We start from the raw sequence: 16,920 nt of genomic DNA on the forward strand, positions 1-16,920 counted from the left end.
GCACCGCAACCACCGCCGTCAGGAAGATGTAGGGAATGCTCATCCGGTCGGGCGAATTCTGATCGGCCTTCCGATCGCTCATCTGCGACATCATCGGGCGATCTCCCCCCCGGTTGCCGGTCCCGTTATTCCCGTTCATGGCGAACATGGCCTTCCCTCCCCTTACAATGCGTCCACGCCAAGGTCTTCGATGACCATCTGGCGCGCACGGTTCACACGGCTTTTGACGGTGCCGACCGCGCAGTCACAGATGCTGGCCGCCACCTCGTAGCTTTCGCCCAGCATCACGACGAGGATCAGCATTTCCCGGTAATGGGCCGGAAGCCGGTCCACCGCCGCCATCAGTTCCTGCCCGCGCACATACCATTCCTGCGTCGCGTCGATCGTCGGCGTGGCCGAGATGCAATCCTCGCCCGCGGTGGTTTCGCGCGTGCGGATCTTGACCGAGGTGTAGAAGCTGTTGCGCATGATCGTGAACAGCCACGCGCGCAGGCGGCTTCCCGCTTCGAACTTGTCGATGTTGCCAAGCGCTTTCACCAGTGTATCCTGCACCAGATCGTCGGCATCGGCGGCATTCTTGCACAGGGCGCGGGCATAGGCCCGCAATGCGGGAACCAGGTCCAGCACATCGGGGATGACATTCCCGTCCGCCTGCTGATTCATGCCCATGCCCCTGTGATCGGATTTACGACGCCTCAACGTGGGGTGGGGTGTTTTGTTCCGCCCTTGGGGGGAACGCAGGAAAGGGACGACGGACCGGCATGACACGCGAGGAACAGGCGACCGCCCGCCTGGACGACGATCTGGCCGACATGGCCGCCGACCTGATCCGCGCCTTGCGGGACGAATCCGTGCCGCCCGCGATCCTGGACCTTGCGGGCCAGCTGCAACGCGCGCTGGCGGCCCGTGCGTTGGAAGACGCAGGCGACCGCTGATCCCGTATTGACTTTGTCCACAGCGTTTATCCCCAAGAGATTCGCACGAAGGGGCGTTTTAAGGATTCACAGATTCGCCCTCCATATCTAGTATGATTCGGAACGGCCCACCCCCGCAGGGTGCGGCCCGCACGAAAGGCTGATGCGATGTGGTATTCCGAAAGCGACCTTCACCCGATCGACGCGGTGGAGAGTTTCGCCAAGGGGCAGGCGTGGGACTTCGACCGCCTGACCGACGACCGCATCGCGCTGTCCGTCGCGGGACAGTGGCAGACCTATGCCCTGACGCTGATCTGGTCGGCGGGGGACGAGGTGCTGCGCCTGGTCTGCACCTTCAACATGGACCCGCCGGCGGGGCGGCTGCCCGCCGTGCATGACCTTCTGAACCGGGTGAACGACCGGGTATGGTGCGGGGCCTTCACCTATTGGACGGATCGCAAGCTGATGGCATGGCGGCACGGGTTGCTGTTGTCCGGCGGGCAGACGGTGGGCGCGGAACAGGTCGAACGCCTGATGCGCGACGCGGTGCGCAGCGCCGAACGCTTCTATCCCGCGTTCCAGCTTGTGGCCTGGGGCGACACCGCCCCCGACCGCGCCATCCACATCGCCATGGCCGAGGCGTTCGGCCGCGCGTGAAAGGACACGACATGACCTTCGACGATCTGGGAAAACGCGGCCTCGTGCTTTTGGGCTGCGGCAAGATGGGGTCGGCGCTTCTGGCGGGCTGGCTGGAGGGCGGCATGTCGCCGGGGGGCGTGCATGTGATCGACCCGCGCCCCTCCGACTGGGTGCGGGCGCAGGGCGTGCAGATCAACGCCCCGCTGCCGCCCGATCCCGCGCTGGTCCTGATCGCGGTCAAGCCGCAGATGATGGCCGAGGCGCTGCCCCAGCTTGCGCCCCTGGGTGGGGGGGCGACGCTGTTTCTGACCGTGGCGGCGGGCACGTCCATCGCCGCCTATGCCCGTCTTTTGGGGGAGGAGACGCCCATCGTCCGCGCCATGCCCAACACCCCCGCCGCCGTGGGGCGCGGGATCACGGCCCTGACCGGCAACCGCCATGTGACCGAGGCCGACATGCAACTGGCCGAAACGCTGCTGGCCGCGGTGGGCGACACCGTCCGGCTGGAGGTGGAGCATCAGATGGACGCGGTCACCGCCGTCTCCGGTTCCGGCCCCGCCTATGTCTTTCACATGATCGAGGCGCTGGCGGCGGCGGGCGTGGCCGAGGGCCTGCCCGAGGATCTGTCCATGCGGTTGGCGCGCGCGACCGTGTGCGGCGCGGGCGAACTGGCCCATCGCAGTGATGAGAGCGCCGAGGTGTTGCGCGTCAACGTGACCTCTCCCGGCGGGACCACGGCCGCCGCACTGGCCGAACTGATGGACGGCACAACCGGCCTTGCGCCCCTGATGCGCCGCGCGGTGCACGCGGCGGCGGAACGCGGAAAGGAGCTGGGCGCATGATCACCTATGACGATTTCGCAAAGCTGGACATTCGCGTGGGCACCGTCACCCGCGCCGAACCCTTCCCCGAGGCGAGAAAGCCCGCATTCAAGCTCTGGGTCGATTTCGGCGATCTGGGCGAAAAACGCTCCTCGGCGCAGATCACCCGCCACTACACGCCCGAAGACCTGATCGGGCGGCAGGTGCTGGCCGTCGTCAATTTCCCCCCGCGCCAGATCGGCAAGGTCCTGTCCGAAGTTCTGGTGCTGGGCCTGCCCGACGCGGAGGGCGAGGTGGTGCTGATCGCGCCCGACCAGCCCGTGCCAAGGGGCGGTAAACTTTTCTGACATCCGGCTGAAACACGCCCAAAATCGCGCCGGTCGGCAAAAGGCCGCGCCCGATCCTGTCACCGCGCTGACACACGCTTGTTCGACGCTGTCCCCTGCCCCACCCTTGATCGAGGGAGGCCATTTCGCAGGAAAGGACGGCCAGTTGACCATCCAATCACCACGGGCGTATCGCGTGGCCCGGCTTGCCGCCGCGCAGCACCGCACCCAGGCGACGAACCGTATGCTCGGCATCGTGCTGGCCGCGATCGCGGGCAGCCTGAACGCGGGCGGGCTGCTGCTTTTGTCGCAATACACGTCCCACATGACCGGGCACCTGTCGAATTTGGCGGGCGGTCTTGTCGCCGAAAACCTGATCCTGTTGATCGACAGCATCGCCGCCGTTCTGGGGTTCATTCTGGGGGCGGCCCTGTCCTCGGCCATGATCGCCTGGGGGCAGATTCACCGCAACCGGCTGTGCTATGCCCTTCCCCTGGGCTTGCAGGGGGTGCTGCTGATGGCGCTGGCGCTGATCGCGGCGCTGCCCAGTCCGATGGAGGCGCGCGTGGGCCTGATCACGGTGTGCTTCGTGATGGGCCTGCAGAACGCCACGATCACCCGCATTTCCGGCGCCCGCATCCGCACCAGCCACGCCACGGGCCTGATCACCGACATGGGGATCGAAATCGGGCGCGCGCTCTATCGTCGCGTCGCGCCCGCGTCGGGGGTGGTGTCGGATCAGGGCCGCCTGTGGCTTTACGTCCAGCTTGTCGCGGCCTTCGTGATCGGCGGCGTCGCGGGGGCGGTGGGGCATGGGATGGTCGGCTGGAACTTCGCCATTCCGCCGGGCATCGCCCTTTTGGGCATGGCGCTCTGGTCGGCCCGCCATGCCGAGGGACGGTCGCGCGCGCCGCTGGCCGATCCTGCGGCCTGACACCGCTTGCGCCCGTCTGCGGGGGATCGTAATTTCGCCCGCATGACCCTACAAGACCGCGCCCGCACCTTCGTCGCCGCCATTCCCCACTGCGCCGCCCTTGGCATTTCGGTGGAGGAGGTGAGCGCGGCCCGCGCCGTGCTGACCCTGCCCTATGACCCGCGCCTGGTGGGCGACCCTGCGACGGGGGTGATCGCCGGCGGGGCGGTGTCGGTGCTGATGGACACCGCCTGCGGGGCCGCCGTCATGGCGCATCCCGAAGCGCAGGGCGCGACCGCCACGATCGACCTGCGCATCGACTACTTCCGGGCGGCGACACCGGGCCAGCGGCTGATCGCTGAAGCCGAATGCCACCATGTCACGGCCCATGTCGCCTTCGTGCGCGCGACCACGTTCGACGCGGACATGACCCGCCCCGTCGCCACCGCGACCGGAACCTTCACGGTGGTGCGCGATGGCGCCTGACCCGATGCAGACCCGCCGCGATGCGGCTTTGGCCGATCTGATCGAAGGGGTCCCCTATGCCCGCTTCCTCGGCATCCGCTTTGATCGGCGGGGGGACGAGCTGACGGCCATCCTGCCCTTTCGCGACATGCTGATCGGCGTGCCGACGCCGCCCGCCCTGCATGGCGGGGCCACGGCGGCCTTTCTGGAAACCGCGGCCCTGATCGAACTGGCTTGGCGCAGCACCTGGGACCGGATGGAGACGGGCACCCCCCTGCCTCCGCTGCCGCGCCCCATCAACATGACCGTCGATTACCTGCGCCCCGGCCTGCCGCGCGACGCCTTCGCCCGCGCCCGCGTCAACCGGTTCGGCCGCCGCTATGCCTCGGTCCATGTGGAGGCGTGGCAGGACAACCGCGAGCGTCTGTTCGCCCAGGCCACCGGGCATTTCCTGATGCCGCAGGGCACCTGACCCCTTCCCTTCGGCCCCGATCCGCCGTATAGGCCCGTCTTCGACCCCGCTCACCCTTGGAGGACGGGGCGATCTAACATTGGAGAATTGACCTATGGCAAAAGAGATCCCGGATCTTCAGGCCGAGGTGCGCGCGGGGACAGGCAAGGGGGCCGCCCGTCAGGCACGTCGTGAGGGCAAGGTGCCCGGTATCGTGTATGGGGACGGCAAAGAGCCCGTGTCCATCAACATGAACTACCACTACCTTCTGAAACTGCTGAAGCAGGGCCGCTTCCTGTCCACGCTGTTCAACCTGAAGGTTGAAGGCCAGGACGACGTGCGCGTCATCTGCCGCAGCGTTCAGCGTGACGTGGTGAAGGACCTGCCGACGCATGTCGACTTCATGCGCCTGCGCCGCACCAGCCGCATCAACCTGTTCATCCACGTCGATTTCGTGAACCACGACGCGGCCCCCGGGCTGAAGCGTGGCGGCACCCTGGTCGCCGTGCGCAACGAGGTCGAACTGGAAGTGACCGCGTCCGACATCCCGGACCACATCACGGTGGACCTGACCGGCAAGCAGATCGGCGATGTGATCCACATCAACGACGTGGTTCTGCCCAAAGGCGTGAAGCCGACGATCGACCGCAACTTCGTGATCGCGAACATCTCGGCGCCGTCGGGGCTGCGTTCGGAAGACAACGCCGAAGAGGAAGCCACCGCCGAGGAGTGATCCTTGCGAGCTTGGGCCTTGATCGGGCGCGTGGGAGAGATCCTGCGCGCCCTTTTTCATTGCACGCGGGCCCTGTGCGTCCGATAGATGGGGGAACGGAGGTCTCCATGAAACTCTTTGTCGGCCTGGGGAATCCCGGCGCGAAATATGCGGGCAACCGCCACAATATCGGCTTCATGGCGCTGGACCGGATTGCCGAGGATCACGGCTTCGGCCCATGGCGGCGCGGCTATCAGGGGCAGGTGTCCGAAGGGCGGTTGGGCTCCGAGAAGATCGCCCTCTTGAAACCCGAGACGTTCATGAACCTGTCCGGCCAATCGGTGGGCGAGGCGATGCGCTTCTGGAAGCTGGCCCCCGCCGATGTGGTGGTCTGGCATGACGAACTGGACCTTGCCCCCGGTCGCGTGAGGCTGAAGACAGGGGGCGGCCATGCGGGGCATAACGGCCTGCGGTCGATCCATGCCCATATCGGCGAGGCGTATGACCGCGTGCGCCTTGGCATCGGCCATCCGGGGCACAAGGACCGCGTGGCGGGCTATGTCCTGTCCGATTTCGCCAAGGCGGAGGGGGAGATGCTGGACGATCTGCTGCGCGGCCTGTCGGACGGCGCGCCCGCGCTGGCGTCTGGCGAGGGGCCACGATTCCTGAACGCGGTGGCGCAACGGACGGCCCCGCCACGCCCCTCCACCGGGACCAAGGCCCCCAAGGCACCTCCCGCCGCGCCGGAGCCGCAGGACAGCCGCTCCCCCCTTCAGAAGCTGATGGAGCGGTTCCGATGATCGAACCGTCCGTGAATGTCCTTGGGGCCGCGCTGTAGCCGTGTTCGACCGACCCTCTGACCGGCTTTTTCCGCAACGGCTGCTGCGACACCGGCCCGACCGATCAGGGCCGCCACACCGTCTGCGCCGTGATGACGGCGGAGTTTCTGGCCTTCTCCAAATACCTTGGCAACGACCTGTCCACCCCGCGCCCGGAATTCGGGTTCGGCGGGCTGAAGCCGGGGGATCGCTGGTGCCTGTGCGCCGCGCGTTTCCTTCAGGCGCATGAGGAAGGCGTCGCCCCGCAGGTCAACCTGGCCGCCACGCATCAGACCACCCTGTCGCTGGTGCCGATCGAGGTTCTGCGCCAATACGCGGAACCGCCATGCTGATCCGCGCGCTGGCCCTGGCGGCGCTGACCGCCCTGCCCGCCTCCGCCCAGATGTGGCAGGAGGATGAGGTGCGCCTCTGGTCGCTCGACACCGCCTTGGGCGAGGCGATGCGCGAGGTGCTGACCGCCGGCCCGTCCGCCGATCTGGACCGTCTGGCGCAGGCCATGGCGGGCGAAGCGTGGCCAGCCGAGGATATGGACCTGACCGGCGCGTGGTCCTGCACGGTGATGAAGCTGGGCGGCCTGTTGCCGCTGACCGTCTATGCCCCCTTCGCCTGCCGGATGGACGCCGACGGCACGTTCCGCAAGACAGGCGGCTCGCAATTGACCACCGGGCACATGGAGGTGATCGACGGTCAGATGGTCTACCTTGGCGTCGGGTATGCCGCGGGGGAGACGCCCCCCGCCTATGCCGACCTGCCTGAGATGGTGGACCCGGCGGACCTGCCGCAATTTCTGCCGCAGGTCGCGGTGGTGGAACAGACCGGCCCCGCCACGGCCCGGATGCTGTTCCCCTATCCGTTGGTCGAAAGCACCTTCGACGTGATCGCGCTGACGCGTTAGATCTTCATGTCGAAGCCGAGGTGCTTCGCCACGGTGAAGATGTCCTTGTCGCCACGCCCGCACATGTTCATGACGATGATGTGGTCCTTCGGCAGATCGGGGGCGATCTTCATCACATGGGCCAAGGCGTGGCTCGGCTCCAGCGCGGGGATGATGCCTTCCAGCGCGCAGCAAAGCTGGAACGCCTCCAGCGCCTCCTTGTCGGTGATGGCGACATATTCCGCGCGGCCCGTATCGTGCAGCCAGGCATGTTCCGGCCCGATGCCCGGATAATCCAGACCGGCAGAGATCGAGAAGCCCTCAAGGATCTGGCCGTCATCATCCTGCAGCAGATAGGTGCGGTTGCCGTGCAGCACGCCCGGACGCCCGCCGGTCAGGCTGGCGCAATGCTCCATCCGGTCGTCCACGCCCTTGCCGCCGGCCTCCACCCCGATGATCCGCACGGAAGGGTCGTCCAGGAAGGGATAGAACAGCCCCATCGCGTTCGACCCGCCGCCGATGGCCGCAACCAGCGTGTCGGGCAGACGGCCCTCGCCCTCCTGGTCGGCCAGTTGGGTGCGGACCTCCTTGCCGATGATCGACTGGAAATCGCGCACCATCGCCGGATAGGGGTGCGGCCCCGCCACCGTGCCGATGCAATAGAAGGTGTCGGCCACATTGGTCACCCAATCGCGCAGCGCGTCGTTCATCGCGTCCTTCAGCGTGCCGCGACCGGAGGTGACCGGCACCACCTCCGCCCCCAGAAGGCGCATGCGGAACACGTTGGGTGCCTGCCGTTCCACATCATGCGCGCCCATGTAGATCACGCATTTCAACCCGAATTTCGCACAGACCGTGGCCGTCGCCACGCCATGCTGCCCCGCGCCGGTTTCCGCGATGATCCGCGTCTTGCCCATGCGGCGGGCCAGAATGATCTGGCCCAGCACGTTGTTGATCTTGTGCGCGCCCGTATGGTTCAGCTCATCACGCTTGAGGTAGATCTTCGCGCCGCCCAGATGCTCGGTCAGCCGCGCCGCGTGATAGAGCGGGGACGGACGGCCCACGTAATGGGTCCAGAGATCGTTCATCTCGTCCCAGAACTCGGGGTCCGTCTTGGCGTGGTCATAGCGCGCCTGAAGATCGAGGATCAGCGGCATCAGCGTTTCCGACACGAACCGCCCGCCGAAAATGCCGAAGCGGCCCTGATCGTCGGGGGCGTTCATGAAGCTGTTGATGCCGTCCTCGGCCATGGCGCGTCTCCTGCTGGGTTGGCCATGATGTATAGGGTCGGACCCCTGCCGTAAAGGTCAGCGCAGGATCGGAACGGCCGGACCCGTGGCCGCGCGGACGAAAGCGGCGATCCGGCCCGCGTCCTTGACCCCGCGCGACACCTCCACCCCGGAGGAGACGTCCACCTGCCGCGCATTGGTCAGACGGACGGCCTCGGCCACGTTGTCCGGCGTCAGCCCCCCGGCCAGCATCCACGGCTTCAACCACCGCCGCTGCGCCACCAGCCGCCAGTCGAAGGCCAGACCGTTGCCGCCCGGCAGATCGCCGGTCGATTTTGCATCGATCAGAAGCTGGTCGGCGGCCAGGCTCATCTCCAGCACAGCGGCCAGATCGCCCTCATCCGCCACGCTGATGGCCTTCATCACCGGCAGGCCATAGCGGGCGCGGACCTCGGCCACCCGCTCGACCGTCTCCTCGCCATGCAGTTGCAGCATGTCGAGGGGGACTGCCTCGGTGATCGCGTCCAGCGTCGCGTCATCGGCATCGACCACCAGCGCAACCTTCGCCAGCCCCACGGGCGCGGCCAAGGCCACATCGCGCGCCTGTTCCAGCGTCACATGGCGCGGCGATTTCGGAAAAAACACAAGGCCCGCGTAATGCGCCCCGGCCTTCGCCACCGCATCCATGTCGGCGGGCGTTTTCAGCCCGCAGATCTTGACACGAATGTCGGGCATCAGGCGCCCTTGCGTTCCAAAAGGGCGATCACGTCGTCCTTGGGCGGATCGCGACGCAGGGCGGCCAGTTCGGCCCGCAGGCGCTGCGCCTCACGCTGGCTTTCGATCGCGGCGGCGCGGATGCGGTGTTCGCGCAGGAATTCCCATACAAACCCGATCAGCAGACCGATGGCCGCCGCCAGAAGGATCACCAGGAACAGCGGCATGTGCAGCGTCCAGTCGATCCCGAAAAACGACGAGAACCCCTGCGGCAGCAGGCTGAGCGTCACCATCCCCCGGTTCGCCACCGCCACACCCAGCAGGATCGCCGCCAGAAGAACCAGAACGGCGATTTTCACGCCCCGCATAACCTTACCGCCCATTCAACCGGTCCCGTAGCAATTTGCCCGTCTTGAAGAAGGGCACGTGTTTGTCGTCCACATCCACCGCCTCGCCCGTGCGGGGGTTGCGGCCGGTGCGTGCGTCGCGGGCCTTGGTGGAAAACGCGCCAAAGCCGCGCAGTTCCACCCGATCGCCCCTGGCAAGCGCCGCAATGATCTCATCGAAGACGGTATGAACGATCCGCTCCACATGACGCTGCGTCAAATGCGGGTTCTCGTCGGCGATTTTCTGGATCAGCTCTGATCGGATCATCTCTCCCCCGGATGACTGGCAGGCCACGTTATCCATCGGGATATAGGGCAGAATTGGCGGGAAAACAAATATCAATGAAAAAGGCCCCGCGACATGCGCGGGGCCTTTCTTATCCGTGTCCGGACGATCAGTTGCGGTCTTTGAGAGCCGCACCGAGGATGTCGCCCAGGCTTGCGCCCGAGTCGGACGAGCCATACTGCTCGACGGCCTCTTTCTCTTCGGCGATTTCGCGCGCCTTGATCGACAGACCCAGACGACGGGTCTTGCTGTCGACGTTGGTCACGCGGGCGTCGACCTTGTCACCGACCTGGAAACGCTCGGGGCGCTGGTCGGCACGGTCGCGGGCCAGGTCCGAACGACGGATGAAGGCTTTCATCTCGTTGTAGACGACCTCGATCCCGCCATCTTCGATCGCGGTCACTTCGCAGGTCACGACTGAACCGCGCTTCACGCCATCAACCGCATCGGTGAAGGTGTCTTCGCCCAGTGCCTTGATGGAGAGCGAGATGCGCTCCTTCTCGACGTCCACTTCGGTGACGGCGGCCTGAACCGTGTCGCCCTTGCGGTAGTTCTGGATCGCGTCTTCGCCACGCTGGTCCCACGACAGGTCGGACAGGTGGACCATGCCGTCGATGTCGTTGTCGAGGCCGACGAACAGACCGAATTCGGTGATGTTCTTGACTTCGCCTTCGATGTTCGTGCCGACGGGGTGCGTTTCGGCGAACACTTCCCACGGGTTGCGCTGCGTCTGCTTCAGACCCAACGACACGCGGCGTTTGGCGCTGTCGATTTCCAGAACCATGACGTCAACCTCTTGCGAGGTGGAGACGATCTTGCCGGGGTGCACGTTCTTCTTGGTCCAGGACATCTCCGAGACGTGGACCAGACCTTCGACACCGGCTTCCAGTTCCACGAACGCGCCGTAATCGGTGATGTTCGTGACGCGGCCCTTGTGGACCGAACCCAGCGGATACTGGATCTCGACCGAATCCCACGGGTCCGACTGCAGCTGCTTCATGCCAAGGCTGATGCGGTGCGTGTCCTTGTTGATCTTGATGACCTGGACCTTCACGGTCTCGCCGATCGTCAGGATCTCGGACGGGTGGTTGACGCGGCGCCAGGCCATGTCGGTGACGTGCAGCAGGCCGTCAACGCCGCCCAGATCGACGAACGCACCGTATTCGGTGATGTTCTTGACCACGCCGTCGACCGTCTGGCCTTCGTGCAGGGCCGAAATGACCTCGGCGCGCTGTTCGGCGCGGCTTTCTTCCAGGATCGCACGACGCGACACGACGATGTTGCCGCGGCGACGGTCCATCTTCAGGATCTGGAACGGCTGCTTCAGACCCATCAGCGGGCCGGCATCGCGCACGGGGCGCACATCCACCTGCGATCCGGGAAGGAACGCGACAGCGCCGCCCAGATCGACCGTGAAGCCACCCTTGACGCGGCCGAAGATCGCGCCGTCGACGCGGGCCTCGGAGGCATAGGCTTTTTCCAGACGGTCCCACGCTTCTTCGCGACGGGCTTTCTCACGGCTGATGACAGCCTCGCCGCGGGCGTTCTCGACGCGGTCCAGATAGACCTCGACTTCGTCGCCGACGTTGATCTCAGCGGTTTCGCCGGGATTCGAGAATTCTTTCAGATCGACGCGGCCTTCCATCTTGTAGCCGACGTCGATGATGGCCTGGCCCGCCTCGATGGCGATGACCTTGCCTTTGACAACCGAACCTTCGTCCGGGGTGTCGATCTCGAAGCTCTCCTGCAGAAGGGCTTCAAATTCTTCCATGGTTGCTTTGGCGCACATGCGTAACAGTTTCCTTTACAAAGCTATACGGGCCTGGCGGTTGGCTCCGCCGGTCTTTCATGACGAAAGGGTCGTGGCTTACGCCCGACCCTCGATCGTTGATCGGATCGCACTCGCGGCCCTCTCGACTGCGGCGGATATAGACATTTCCGTCGTATCAAGCAAGACGGCATCGGGCGCTGCCACCATCGGGGCCGTCGCGCGGTCCGCGTCGCGGGCGTCGCGGGCGATCACCTGCGCCAGAACGTCGGCCTCATCGCCCCCCACCTCCCGCCAACGCCGGTGCGCGCGCACTTGCGGGCTGGCGGTGACGAACAGCTTCACCTCCGCCTCGGGGCAGATGACGGTGCCGATGTCGCGCCCGTCCAGAACCGCGCCGCCGTCCATGCGGGCGAATCGCCGTTGAAACTCCACCAGCGCGGCCCGCACCTCGGGGATGACGGCCACGCGGCTTGCGGCCTCGCCCGCGGCCAGGCTGCGCAGGTCGTCGCGGACCAGATCGTCGGGCACCAGCGCCTGCGCCGCCGCCACCGGATCGCCGCCCTTGGCCCCGACCGCACGGTAAAGAAGCCCCGTGTCCAGATGCCGGAACCCGAACCGTTCGGCCACCGCGCGCGAGATCGTTCCCTTCCCCGCCGCCGCAGGCCCGTCGATGGCCACCGTGAAGATCATGCGATGTCCGCGCCCATTCCGTTCATCAGATCGCGGAAGATCGGGAAGGAGGTTGCGATCGCCTCTCCGTCATCCACCGTCACCGGACGCTCGGAGGCCGAGCCGAGGACGAGAAAGCTCATCGCGATGCGGTGGTCCAGATGCACGGCGACCGTCGCCCCGCCCGGAACCTTGCCGTTCAGGCCGTGAACGATGAGCGTATCCTCATCCTCCTCGATGCGCACGCCGCACGCCTCAAGGCCCCGCGCCATCGCGTCGATCCGGTCGGATTCCTTGACCCGCAGCTCCTTCACGCCGCGCATGACGGTGACACCATCGGCGAAGGCGGCGACGGCGGCCAGCACCGGAAACTCGTCGATCATCGAAGCCGCGCGGTCGGGCGGAACCTCCACCCCCTTCAGGGATGAGGCGCGCACCCGCAGGTCGGCCACCGGCTCCCCCCCCTCCTCGCGCGGGTTCTCGAAGGCGATGTCGGCCCCCATCTCCACCAGCGTGGGATAAAGACCGTTGCGCGTCGGGTTCTGGCTGACACCCGGCACCAGAATGTCGGAGCCTTCGATGATCAGCGCCGCGCAGACCGGAAAGGCCGCCGAGGACGGATCGCGCGGCACGGCCACGACCTGCGGGCGCAGCTCCGGCTGGCCCACCAGCGTGATGACGTTGCCCTCGCCCGTCCGCTCCACCTGCACCTGCGCGCCGAAGCCCGCCAGCATCCGTTCGGAGTGGTCGCGCGTGGCCTCGCGCTCGATCACCACCGTCTCTCCGGGGGCGTTCAGGCCGGCCAGCAGCACCGCCGATTTCACCTGCGCCGAGGGCACGGGGGTGGTGTAGCGCACCGGCACGGGGTCCGCCGCGCCGATCAGGGTCAGCGGCAGCCGCCCGCCCTTGCGGCCGAAGGACTGCGTCCCGAACAGCGCGAGGGGATCGGTCACCCGCCCCATGGGTCGCTTGCGCAAGGACGCATCGCCCGTGAACGTCACCGCGATGGGGGACGTGGCCATCGCCCCCATGATCAGCCGCACGCCCGTGCCGGAATTGCCGCAATCGATGACCGCGTCCGGCTCTTGAAAGCCCCCGACGCCCACGCCATGCACCGACCACGCGCCCGGCCCGTGCTGGACCACCTCGGCCCCGAAGGCGCGCATGGCGGTGGCGGTGTCCAGAACGTCCTGCCCTTCCAGAAGGCCGGTGATCTTCGTCTCGCCCACCGCCATCGCCCCAAGGATCAGCGCGCGGTGGCTGATCGACTTGTCGCCCGGCACCGCGGCCACCCCGGTCAGAGGGCCGGACTTGCGGGCAGTGATGGGGGTGGGGGTGCCGTGGGCCATGGACGTCTCCTCTGTTGGAAACGCCCTTAGCATGGGTGGATCAACGACGGAAGGTCACGTAATGCGGGGTGCGGCCTTCGCGCAGGGCCTTTTGTTCATACCGGGTGGAGTGCCAGTCATCCCAGGCCACGCCGCCCTCGTTCACCAGCGTGAAGCCCGCGGGCGGACCCTCCTCCAGCGTCTGGCGGATATAATCGGGGATGTCGGAGGCGACCCGAAACTCCGCCCCCGGAGCAAGAACGCGATGAAGCGGGATCAGGTGGTCGGGCGTGACGAAGCGACGGCGATGGTGCCGCGCCTTGGGCCACGGATCGGGATAGTTCAGGAACGCCTTGGCGATGCTGGCATCGGGCAGCACATCCATCAGATCGCGCGCGTCCCCCGGATGCAGCGCCACGTTCGTCACCCCCGCCGCCCGGATCTTGCCCAGCAGCATGGCGATGCCGTTGACGTAGGGTTCGCACCCGATGATCGCCACCTGCGGATAGCGTTCGGCCATCGCCACCAGATGCTCGCCCCCGCCGAAACCCACCTCCAGCCAGACGGGCCGATCGCCGAACCGCGCGGCCAGATCCAGCTTCGTGCGGTCGGGGTTGTCGTCCCACGTCACGTTCGGCAGGCTGAGCGGCCCCAGATCCTCGTCCAGATACACCTTCTGGCTTTGCCGCAGCGTCTTGCCGTGCACGCGGCCATAGAAGTTGCGGCGTTCGGGATGTTCACTCATCACGGTCTTCCGTTTCGATGGGCGGGTCGGCCACGATGCGCCCCGCCGCCAGATCGACCGTGGGGACCACGGCCAATGTGAAGGGCAGAAGCAGGCTTTCGCCCGCCCCCTGCACCTCAAGAATATCGTCCGCGCCGTGGTTGTGCACCGCCGACACGTGCCCCAGAAGCTGGCCGCCGGTGTCGCGCACCTCCAACCCGATCAGGTCGGAATGATAATATTCCTCATCCCCGAGCGAGGGCAGCCGGTCGCGCCCGACATAAAGGCGCGTGCCCTTCAGCGCGTCCGCCTCCTCCTTGGTGGACAGGCCCGACAGGCGCGCACCAAGACCGCCCGAGATCGGGCGCAGCAGCGTCACCTTGAAACTGCGGCCATCCTCGGTCGCAAGCGGGCCGTAATCGGCAATCGCCTCCGGCACGGCGCAAAAGCTTTTCAGCCGCACCTCGCCGCGCACCCCGAAGGCCCCGGCGATCGCGCCCACGCAAATCTTGTCGGACATGACATCACCACAAAAGGAAGGGGGCCAAAGCCCCCTTGCCGATCACTCTTCCGCGGCGTCCGCCGGGGCGGCGGAGCGGGCGGCTTTCTTGGCCGCCATTTCGGACATCTTCTTGCCCGGCACGGCCGACTTGGGGTTGTTGCGGACGGCCTTCTCACGCACACCGGCGGCTTCGAGGAAGCGGGCCACGCGGTCGGTCGGCTGCGCCCCCTTGGAGATCCAGTGCTGCACGCGCTCCAGGTCCATCACGACGCGACGTTCGTCATCCTTGGCCAGCAGCGGGTTGTAGGTGCCCAGCTTCTCCAGGAAGCGGCCATCGCGCGGCATACGCGAATCGGTCGCCACGATGGCGTAGTGCGGGCGTTTTTTCGAACCACCACGGGCGAGGCGGATTTTCATGGCCATGAGAGTATCTCCTGTTATGGCGTTGACCGGAACCCGGTCATTTCTGGTGTTGCTCGTGATGCCGGATGACCTCGGCGATCACGAAGTTGAGGAATTTGCGGGCGAAGGCGGGATCGAGATCGGCCTCCATCGCCAGCCGCTCCAACCGTTCGATCTGACGCCCCTCGCGGGCGGGATCGGCGGGGGGAAGATCATGTTCGGCCTTCAGCCGCCCCACGGCCTGCGTCTCCTTGAACCGTTCGGCCAGGGTATAGACGAGGATCGCGTCCAGACGGTCGATGCTGGCGCGGTGGTCCTTCAGAAGCTGTTCGGCCAGCACTTGTTCGGGGGATGAGGAATGGGTCATTTCTTCAGCATCCCCGACAGGCCCGCAGGCAGGGTCATGCCGCGCATCCCGCCCATGCCGGACGGCATCTGGCCTTTCATCGCCTTGGCGGCGGCTTCCAGCGCGGCGGGGTCCATCTGCGACGGGTCGGGGGTCTTGCCGCCCATCATGCCCTTCAGCGCCTGTTTCATCGCGCCGCCCTTGCCCATCTTCTTCATCATGTCCGCCATCTGGCGATGCTGCTTCAGAAGCTTGTTCAGGTCCGCCACGTCCAGCCCGGCCCCGGCGGCGATGCGCTTCTTGCGGCTGGCCTGCAGAAGATCAGGGTTGGCCCGTTCCTTCTTGGTCATCGAATTGATCAGCGCGATCTGGCGGCGCAGCATCCGGTCGTCCATGCCGACGGCCTCGGCGGCCTTCTGCATCTTGCCCATGCCGGGCATCATGCCCATCAGGCCCTGCATCCCGCCCATCTTCAGCATCTGGTCCAGCTGGTTCTTCAGGTCGTTCATGTTGAACAGACCCTTGGAGAACCGCCGCGCCATGCGTTCGGCCTGCTCGGCCTCGAACGTCTCGCGCGCCTTTTCGACCAGCGCCACGATGTCGCCCATGCCAAGGATGCGGCCCGCGACGCGTTCGGGGTCGAACTCCTCCAGCGCGTCGATCTTTTCGCCAAGGCCCACGAAGCGGATCGGCTTGCCGGTGATGTGGCGCATCGACAGCGCCGCACCGCCCCGCCCGTCGCCGTCCATCCGCGTCAGGACCACGCCGGAAATGCCGACCTGCCCGTCGAACTGGGTGGCGACGTTCACCGCATCCTGCCCCGTCAGACCGTCGACGACCAGCAGCGTCTCACGCGGTTGGGCGATGTCGCGCACCGCCTGCACCTCGGTCATCAGCACTTCGTCGATGTGCAAACGACCCGCCGTGTCCAGCATGACCACGTCATAGCCGCCCATCGACGCTTGCGTCTTGGCGCGTTTCGCGATCTCCACCGCCGACTGGCCGGGCACGATCGGCAGGGCATCGACGCCCACCTGACCGGCCAGGATCGCCAGCTGCTCCATCGCCGCCGGGCGGTTGGTGTCCAGCGAGGCGAGCAGCACGCGCTTGCCTTCGCGATCCTTCAGCCGTTTGGCGATCTTGGCGGTGGTCGTGGTTTTCCCCGACCCCTGCAAGCCCACCATCAGGATCGCGGCGGGCGGGTTGTCGATCTTCAGGCCCCCCGTCGGACCGTCGCCCGCCAGCACGGCGACCAGCTCGTCATGGACGATCTTCACGACCTGCTGGCCTGGCGTCACCGATTTGGTGACATGCTGGCCCGCGGCCTTCGTCTGCACGCGCTTCACGAACTCCCGCGCGACGGGCAGCGACACGTCCGCCTCCAGCAGTGCGGTGCGCACCTCGCGCAGGGCGGTGGCGACGTCATCCTCGGTCAGCGCGCCCTGACGGGTCAGCCGGTCGAAGACGCCACCAAGCCGTTCAGACAGATTCTCGAACATCGGCATCCCTTTCCTTGCCAGACCCCGATATGGGGCGAACGCGCCAAACACCAACGGCACCCACGGGCGCAACGCGCTGGTGGATGGCGATCCCCACCGAATGCGGGGAC

At 66.5% G+C, this 16,920-nt stretch carries 23 protein-coding genes and 1 pseudogene; 11 read left to right on the forward strand and 13 right to left on the reverse strand.

The window, feature by feature from the left end:
• Nucleotides 1-162 precede the first annotated feature (162 nt).
• A complete protein-coding gene (locus MU449_RS11085; protein ID WP_244738151.1) occupies nucleotides 163-663 on the reverse strand; it encodes a sigma-70 family RNA polymerase sigma factor in 501 nt (166 codons plus the stop codon).
• A gap of 98 nt (nucleotides 664-761) precedes the next feature.
• On the opposite strand from MU449_RS11085, the gene MU449_RS11090 reads away from it, so the two are divergent.
• From MU449_RS11090 to MU449_RS11140, 11 genes and pseudogenes are all read left to right on the forward strand, one after another.
• Complete coding sequence (locus MU449_RS11090) at nucleotides 762-935, forward strand: hypothetical protein (RefSeq protein ID WP_244738152.1); 174 nt, start codon at nucleotides 762-764, stop codon at nucleotides 933-935.
• Nucleotides 936-1,082: 147 nt separating this feature from the next.
• Nucleotides 1,083-1,571 carry a type III secretion system chaperone family protein gene (locus MU449_RS11095; RefSeq protein ID WP_244738153.1) on the forward strand — a complete coding sequence of 163 codons (489 nt, stop codon included), beginning with the start codon at nucleotides 1,083-1,085 and terminating at the stop codon, nucleotides 1,569-1,571.
• A gap of 11 nt (nucleotides 1,572-1,582) precedes the next feature.
• On the forward strand, nucleotides 1,583-2,395 hold the full coding sequence (gene proC, locus MU449_RS11100; protein WP_244738154.1) for a pyrroline-5-carboxylate reductase: 813 nt from the start codon (nucleotides 1,583-1,585) through the stop codon (nucleotides 2,393-2,395).
• Nucleotides 2,392-2,721, forward strand: a complete 330-nt coding sequence (locus MU449_RS11105) for a tRNA-binding protein (protein WP_244738155.1) — start codon at nucleotides 2,392-2,394, stop codon at nucleotides 2,719-2,721. The genes proC and MU449_RS11105 overlap by 4 nt, the downstream gene beginning before the upstream one ends.
• Before the next feature lie 145 nt (nucleotides 2,722-2,866).
• Entirely contained in the window at nucleotides 2,867-3,634 is a 768-nt protein-coding gene (locus MU449_RS11110; protein ID WP_244738156.1) for a YoaK family protein, read from the forward strand.
• A gap of 42 nt (nucleotides 3,635-3,676) precedes the next feature.
• On the forward strand, nucleotides 3,677-4,099 hold the full coding sequence (locus tag MU449_RS11115) for a PaaI family thioesterase (RefSeq protein WP_244738157.1): 423 nt from the start codon (nucleotides 3,677-3,679) through the stop codon (nucleotides 4,097-4,099).
• The gene (locus MU449_RS11120; protein WP_244738158.1) at nucleotides 4,089-4,550 is read left to right on the forward strand and encodes a PaaI family thioesterase; all 462 of its coding nucleotides are present in this window, start codon (nucleotides 4,089-4,091) and stop codon (nucleotides 4,548-4,550) included. The genes MU449_RS11115 and MU449_RS11120 overlap by 11 nt, the downstream gene beginning before the upstream one ends.
• Nucleotides 4,551-4,644: 94 nt before the next feature.
• Complete coding sequence (locus MU449_RS11125) at nucleotides 4,645-5,262, forward strand: 50S ribosomal protein L25/general stress protein Ctc (RefSeq protein WP_244738159.1); 618 nt, start codon at nucleotides 4,645-4,647, stop codon at nucleotides 5,260-5,262.
• 107 nt (nucleotides 5,263-5,369) lie between these two features.
• On the forward strand, nucleotides 5,370-6,041 hold the full coding sequence (gene pth, locus MU449_RS11130; protein ID WP_244738160.1) for an aminoacyl-tRNA hydrolase: 672 nt from the start codon (nucleotides 5,370-5,372) through the stop codon (nucleotides 6,039-6,041).
• Nucleotides 6,038-6,412, forward strand: a pseudogene (locus MU449_RS11135) (DUF2237 family protein). The gene pth and the pseudogene MU449_RS11135 overlap by 4 nt, the downstream one beginning before the upstream one ends.
• Complete coding sequence (locus MU449_RS11140; RefSeq protein WP_244738161.1) at nucleotides 6,406-6,975, forward strand: DUF4893 domain-containing protein; 570 nt, start codon at nucleotides 6,406-6,408, stop codon at nucleotides 6,973-6,975. The pseudogene MU449_RS11135 and the gene MU449_RS11140 overlap by 7 nt, the downstream one beginning before the upstream one ends.
• Here the strand turns inward: MU449_RS11140 and trpB are convergent.
• The 12 genes from trpB to ffh all read right to left on the reverse strand — a co-directional run bounded on the left by trpB (nucleotide 6,972) and on the right by ffh (nucleotide 16,810).
• The gene (trpB, locus tag MU449_RS11145; protein ID WP_244738162.1) at nucleotides 6,972-8,204 is read right to left on the reverse strand and encodes a tryptophan synthase subunit beta; all 1,233 of its coding nucleotides are present in this window, start codon (nucleotides 8,202-8,204) and stop codon (nucleotides 6,972-6,974) included. The two genes, MU449_RS11140 and trpB, sit on opposite strands and share 4 nt — an antisense overlap.
• A gap of 57 nt (nucleotides 8,205-8,261) precedes the next feature.
• Nucleotides 8,262-8,918 carry a phosphoribosylanthranilate isomerase gene (locus MU449_RS11150; protein WP_244738163.1) on the reverse strand — a complete coding sequence of 219 codons (657 nt, stop codon included), beginning with the start codon at nucleotides 8,916-8,918 and terminating at the stop codon, nucleotides 8,262-8,264.
• A complete protein-coding gene (locus tag MU449_RS11155; RefSeq protein ID WP_244738164.1) occupies nucleotides 8,918-9,280 on the reverse strand; it encodes a lipopolysaccharide assembly protein LapA domain-containing protein in 363 nt (120 codons plus the stop codon). Before MU449_RS11155 ends, MU449_RS11150 begins: the two co-directional genes overlap by 1 nt.
• Entirely contained in the window at nucleotides 9,270-9,551 is a 282-nt protein-coding gene (gene ihfB / locus MU449_RS11160) for an integration host factor subunit beta (protein ID WP_244739046.1), read from the reverse strand. Before ihfB ends, MU449_RS11155 begins: the two co-directional genes overlap by 11 nt.
• 127 nt (nucleotides 9,552-9,678) lie before the next feature.
• Nucleotides 9,679-11,358: a 30S ribosomal protein S1 gene (gene rpsA, locus MU449_RS11165; protein WP_244738165.1), complete on the reverse strand. Its 1,680-nt coding sequence runs from the start codon at nucleotides 11,356-11,358 to the stop codon at nucleotides 9,679-9,681.
• Between the two features lie 78 nt (nucleotides 11,359-11,436).
• A complete protein-coding gene (locus MU449_RS11170) occupies nucleotides 11,437-12,030 on the reverse strand; it encodes a (d)CMP kinase (protein WP_244738166.1) in 594 nt (197 codons plus the stop codon).
• The gene (gene aroA, locus MU449_RS11175; protein ID WP_244738167.1) at nucleotides 12,027-13,358 is read right to left on the reverse strand and encodes a 3-phosphoshikimate 1-carboxyvinyltransferase; all 1,332 of its coding nucleotides are present in this window, start codon (nucleotides 13,356-13,358) and stop codon (nucleotides 12,027-12,029) included. Before aroA ends, MU449_RS11170 begins: the two co-directional genes overlap by 4 nt.
• Nucleotides 13,359-13,398: 40 nt before the next feature.
• The gene (trmB, locus tag MU449_RS11180) at nucleotides 13,399-14,082 is read right to left on the reverse strand and encodes a tRNA (guanine(46)-N(7))-methyltransferase TrmB (RefSeq protein ID WP_244738168.1); all 684 of its coding nucleotides are present in this window, start codon (nucleotides 14,080-14,082) and stop codon (nucleotides 13,399-13,401) included.
• Nucleotides 14,075-14,581: a ribosome maturation factor RimM gene (rimM, locus tag MU449_RS11185; protein ID WP_244738169.1), complete on the reverse strand. Its 507-nt coding sequence runs from the start codon at nucleotides 14,579-14,581 to the stop codon at nucleotides 14,075-14,077. Before rimM ends, trmB begins: the two co-directional genes overlap by 8 nt.
• Before the next feature lie 42 nt (nucleotides 14,582-14,623).
• Nucleotides 14,624-14,986 carry a 30S ribosomal protein S16 gene (gene rpsP / locus MU449_RS11190; RefSeq protein ID WP_244738170.1) on the reverse strand — a complete coding sequence of 121 codons (363 nt, stop codon included), beginning with the start codon at nucleotides 14,984-14,986 and terminating at the stop codon, nucleotides 14,624-14,626.
• Nucleotides 14,987-15,023: 37 nt separating this feature from the next.
• Nucleotides 15,024-15,332: a chorismate mutase gene (locus MU449_RS11195; RefSeq protein WP_244738171.1), complete on the reverse strand. Its 309-nt coding sequence runs from the start codon at nucleotides 15,330-15,332 to the stop codon at nucleotides 15,024-15,026.
• Nucleotides 15,329-16,810 carry a signal recognition particle protein gene (ffh, locus tag MU449_RS11200; RefSeq protein WP_244738172.1) on the reverse strand — a complete coding sequence of 494 codons (1,482 nt, stop codon included), beginning with the start codon at nucleotides 16,808-16,810 and terminating at the stop codon, nucleotides 15,329-15,331. The genes MU449_RS11195 and ffh overlap by 4 nt, the downstream gene beginning before the upstream one ends.
• Nucleotides 16,811-16,920 lie beyond the last annotated feature (110 nt).

Origin of the sequence: Falsirhodobacter halotolerans (genome assembly GCF_022899245.1) — a bacterium.
GTDB classification, from domain to species: domain Bacteria; phylum Pseudomonadota; class Alphaproteobacteria; order Rhodobacterales; family Rhodobacteraceae; genus Falsirhodobacter; species Falsirhodobacter halotolerans.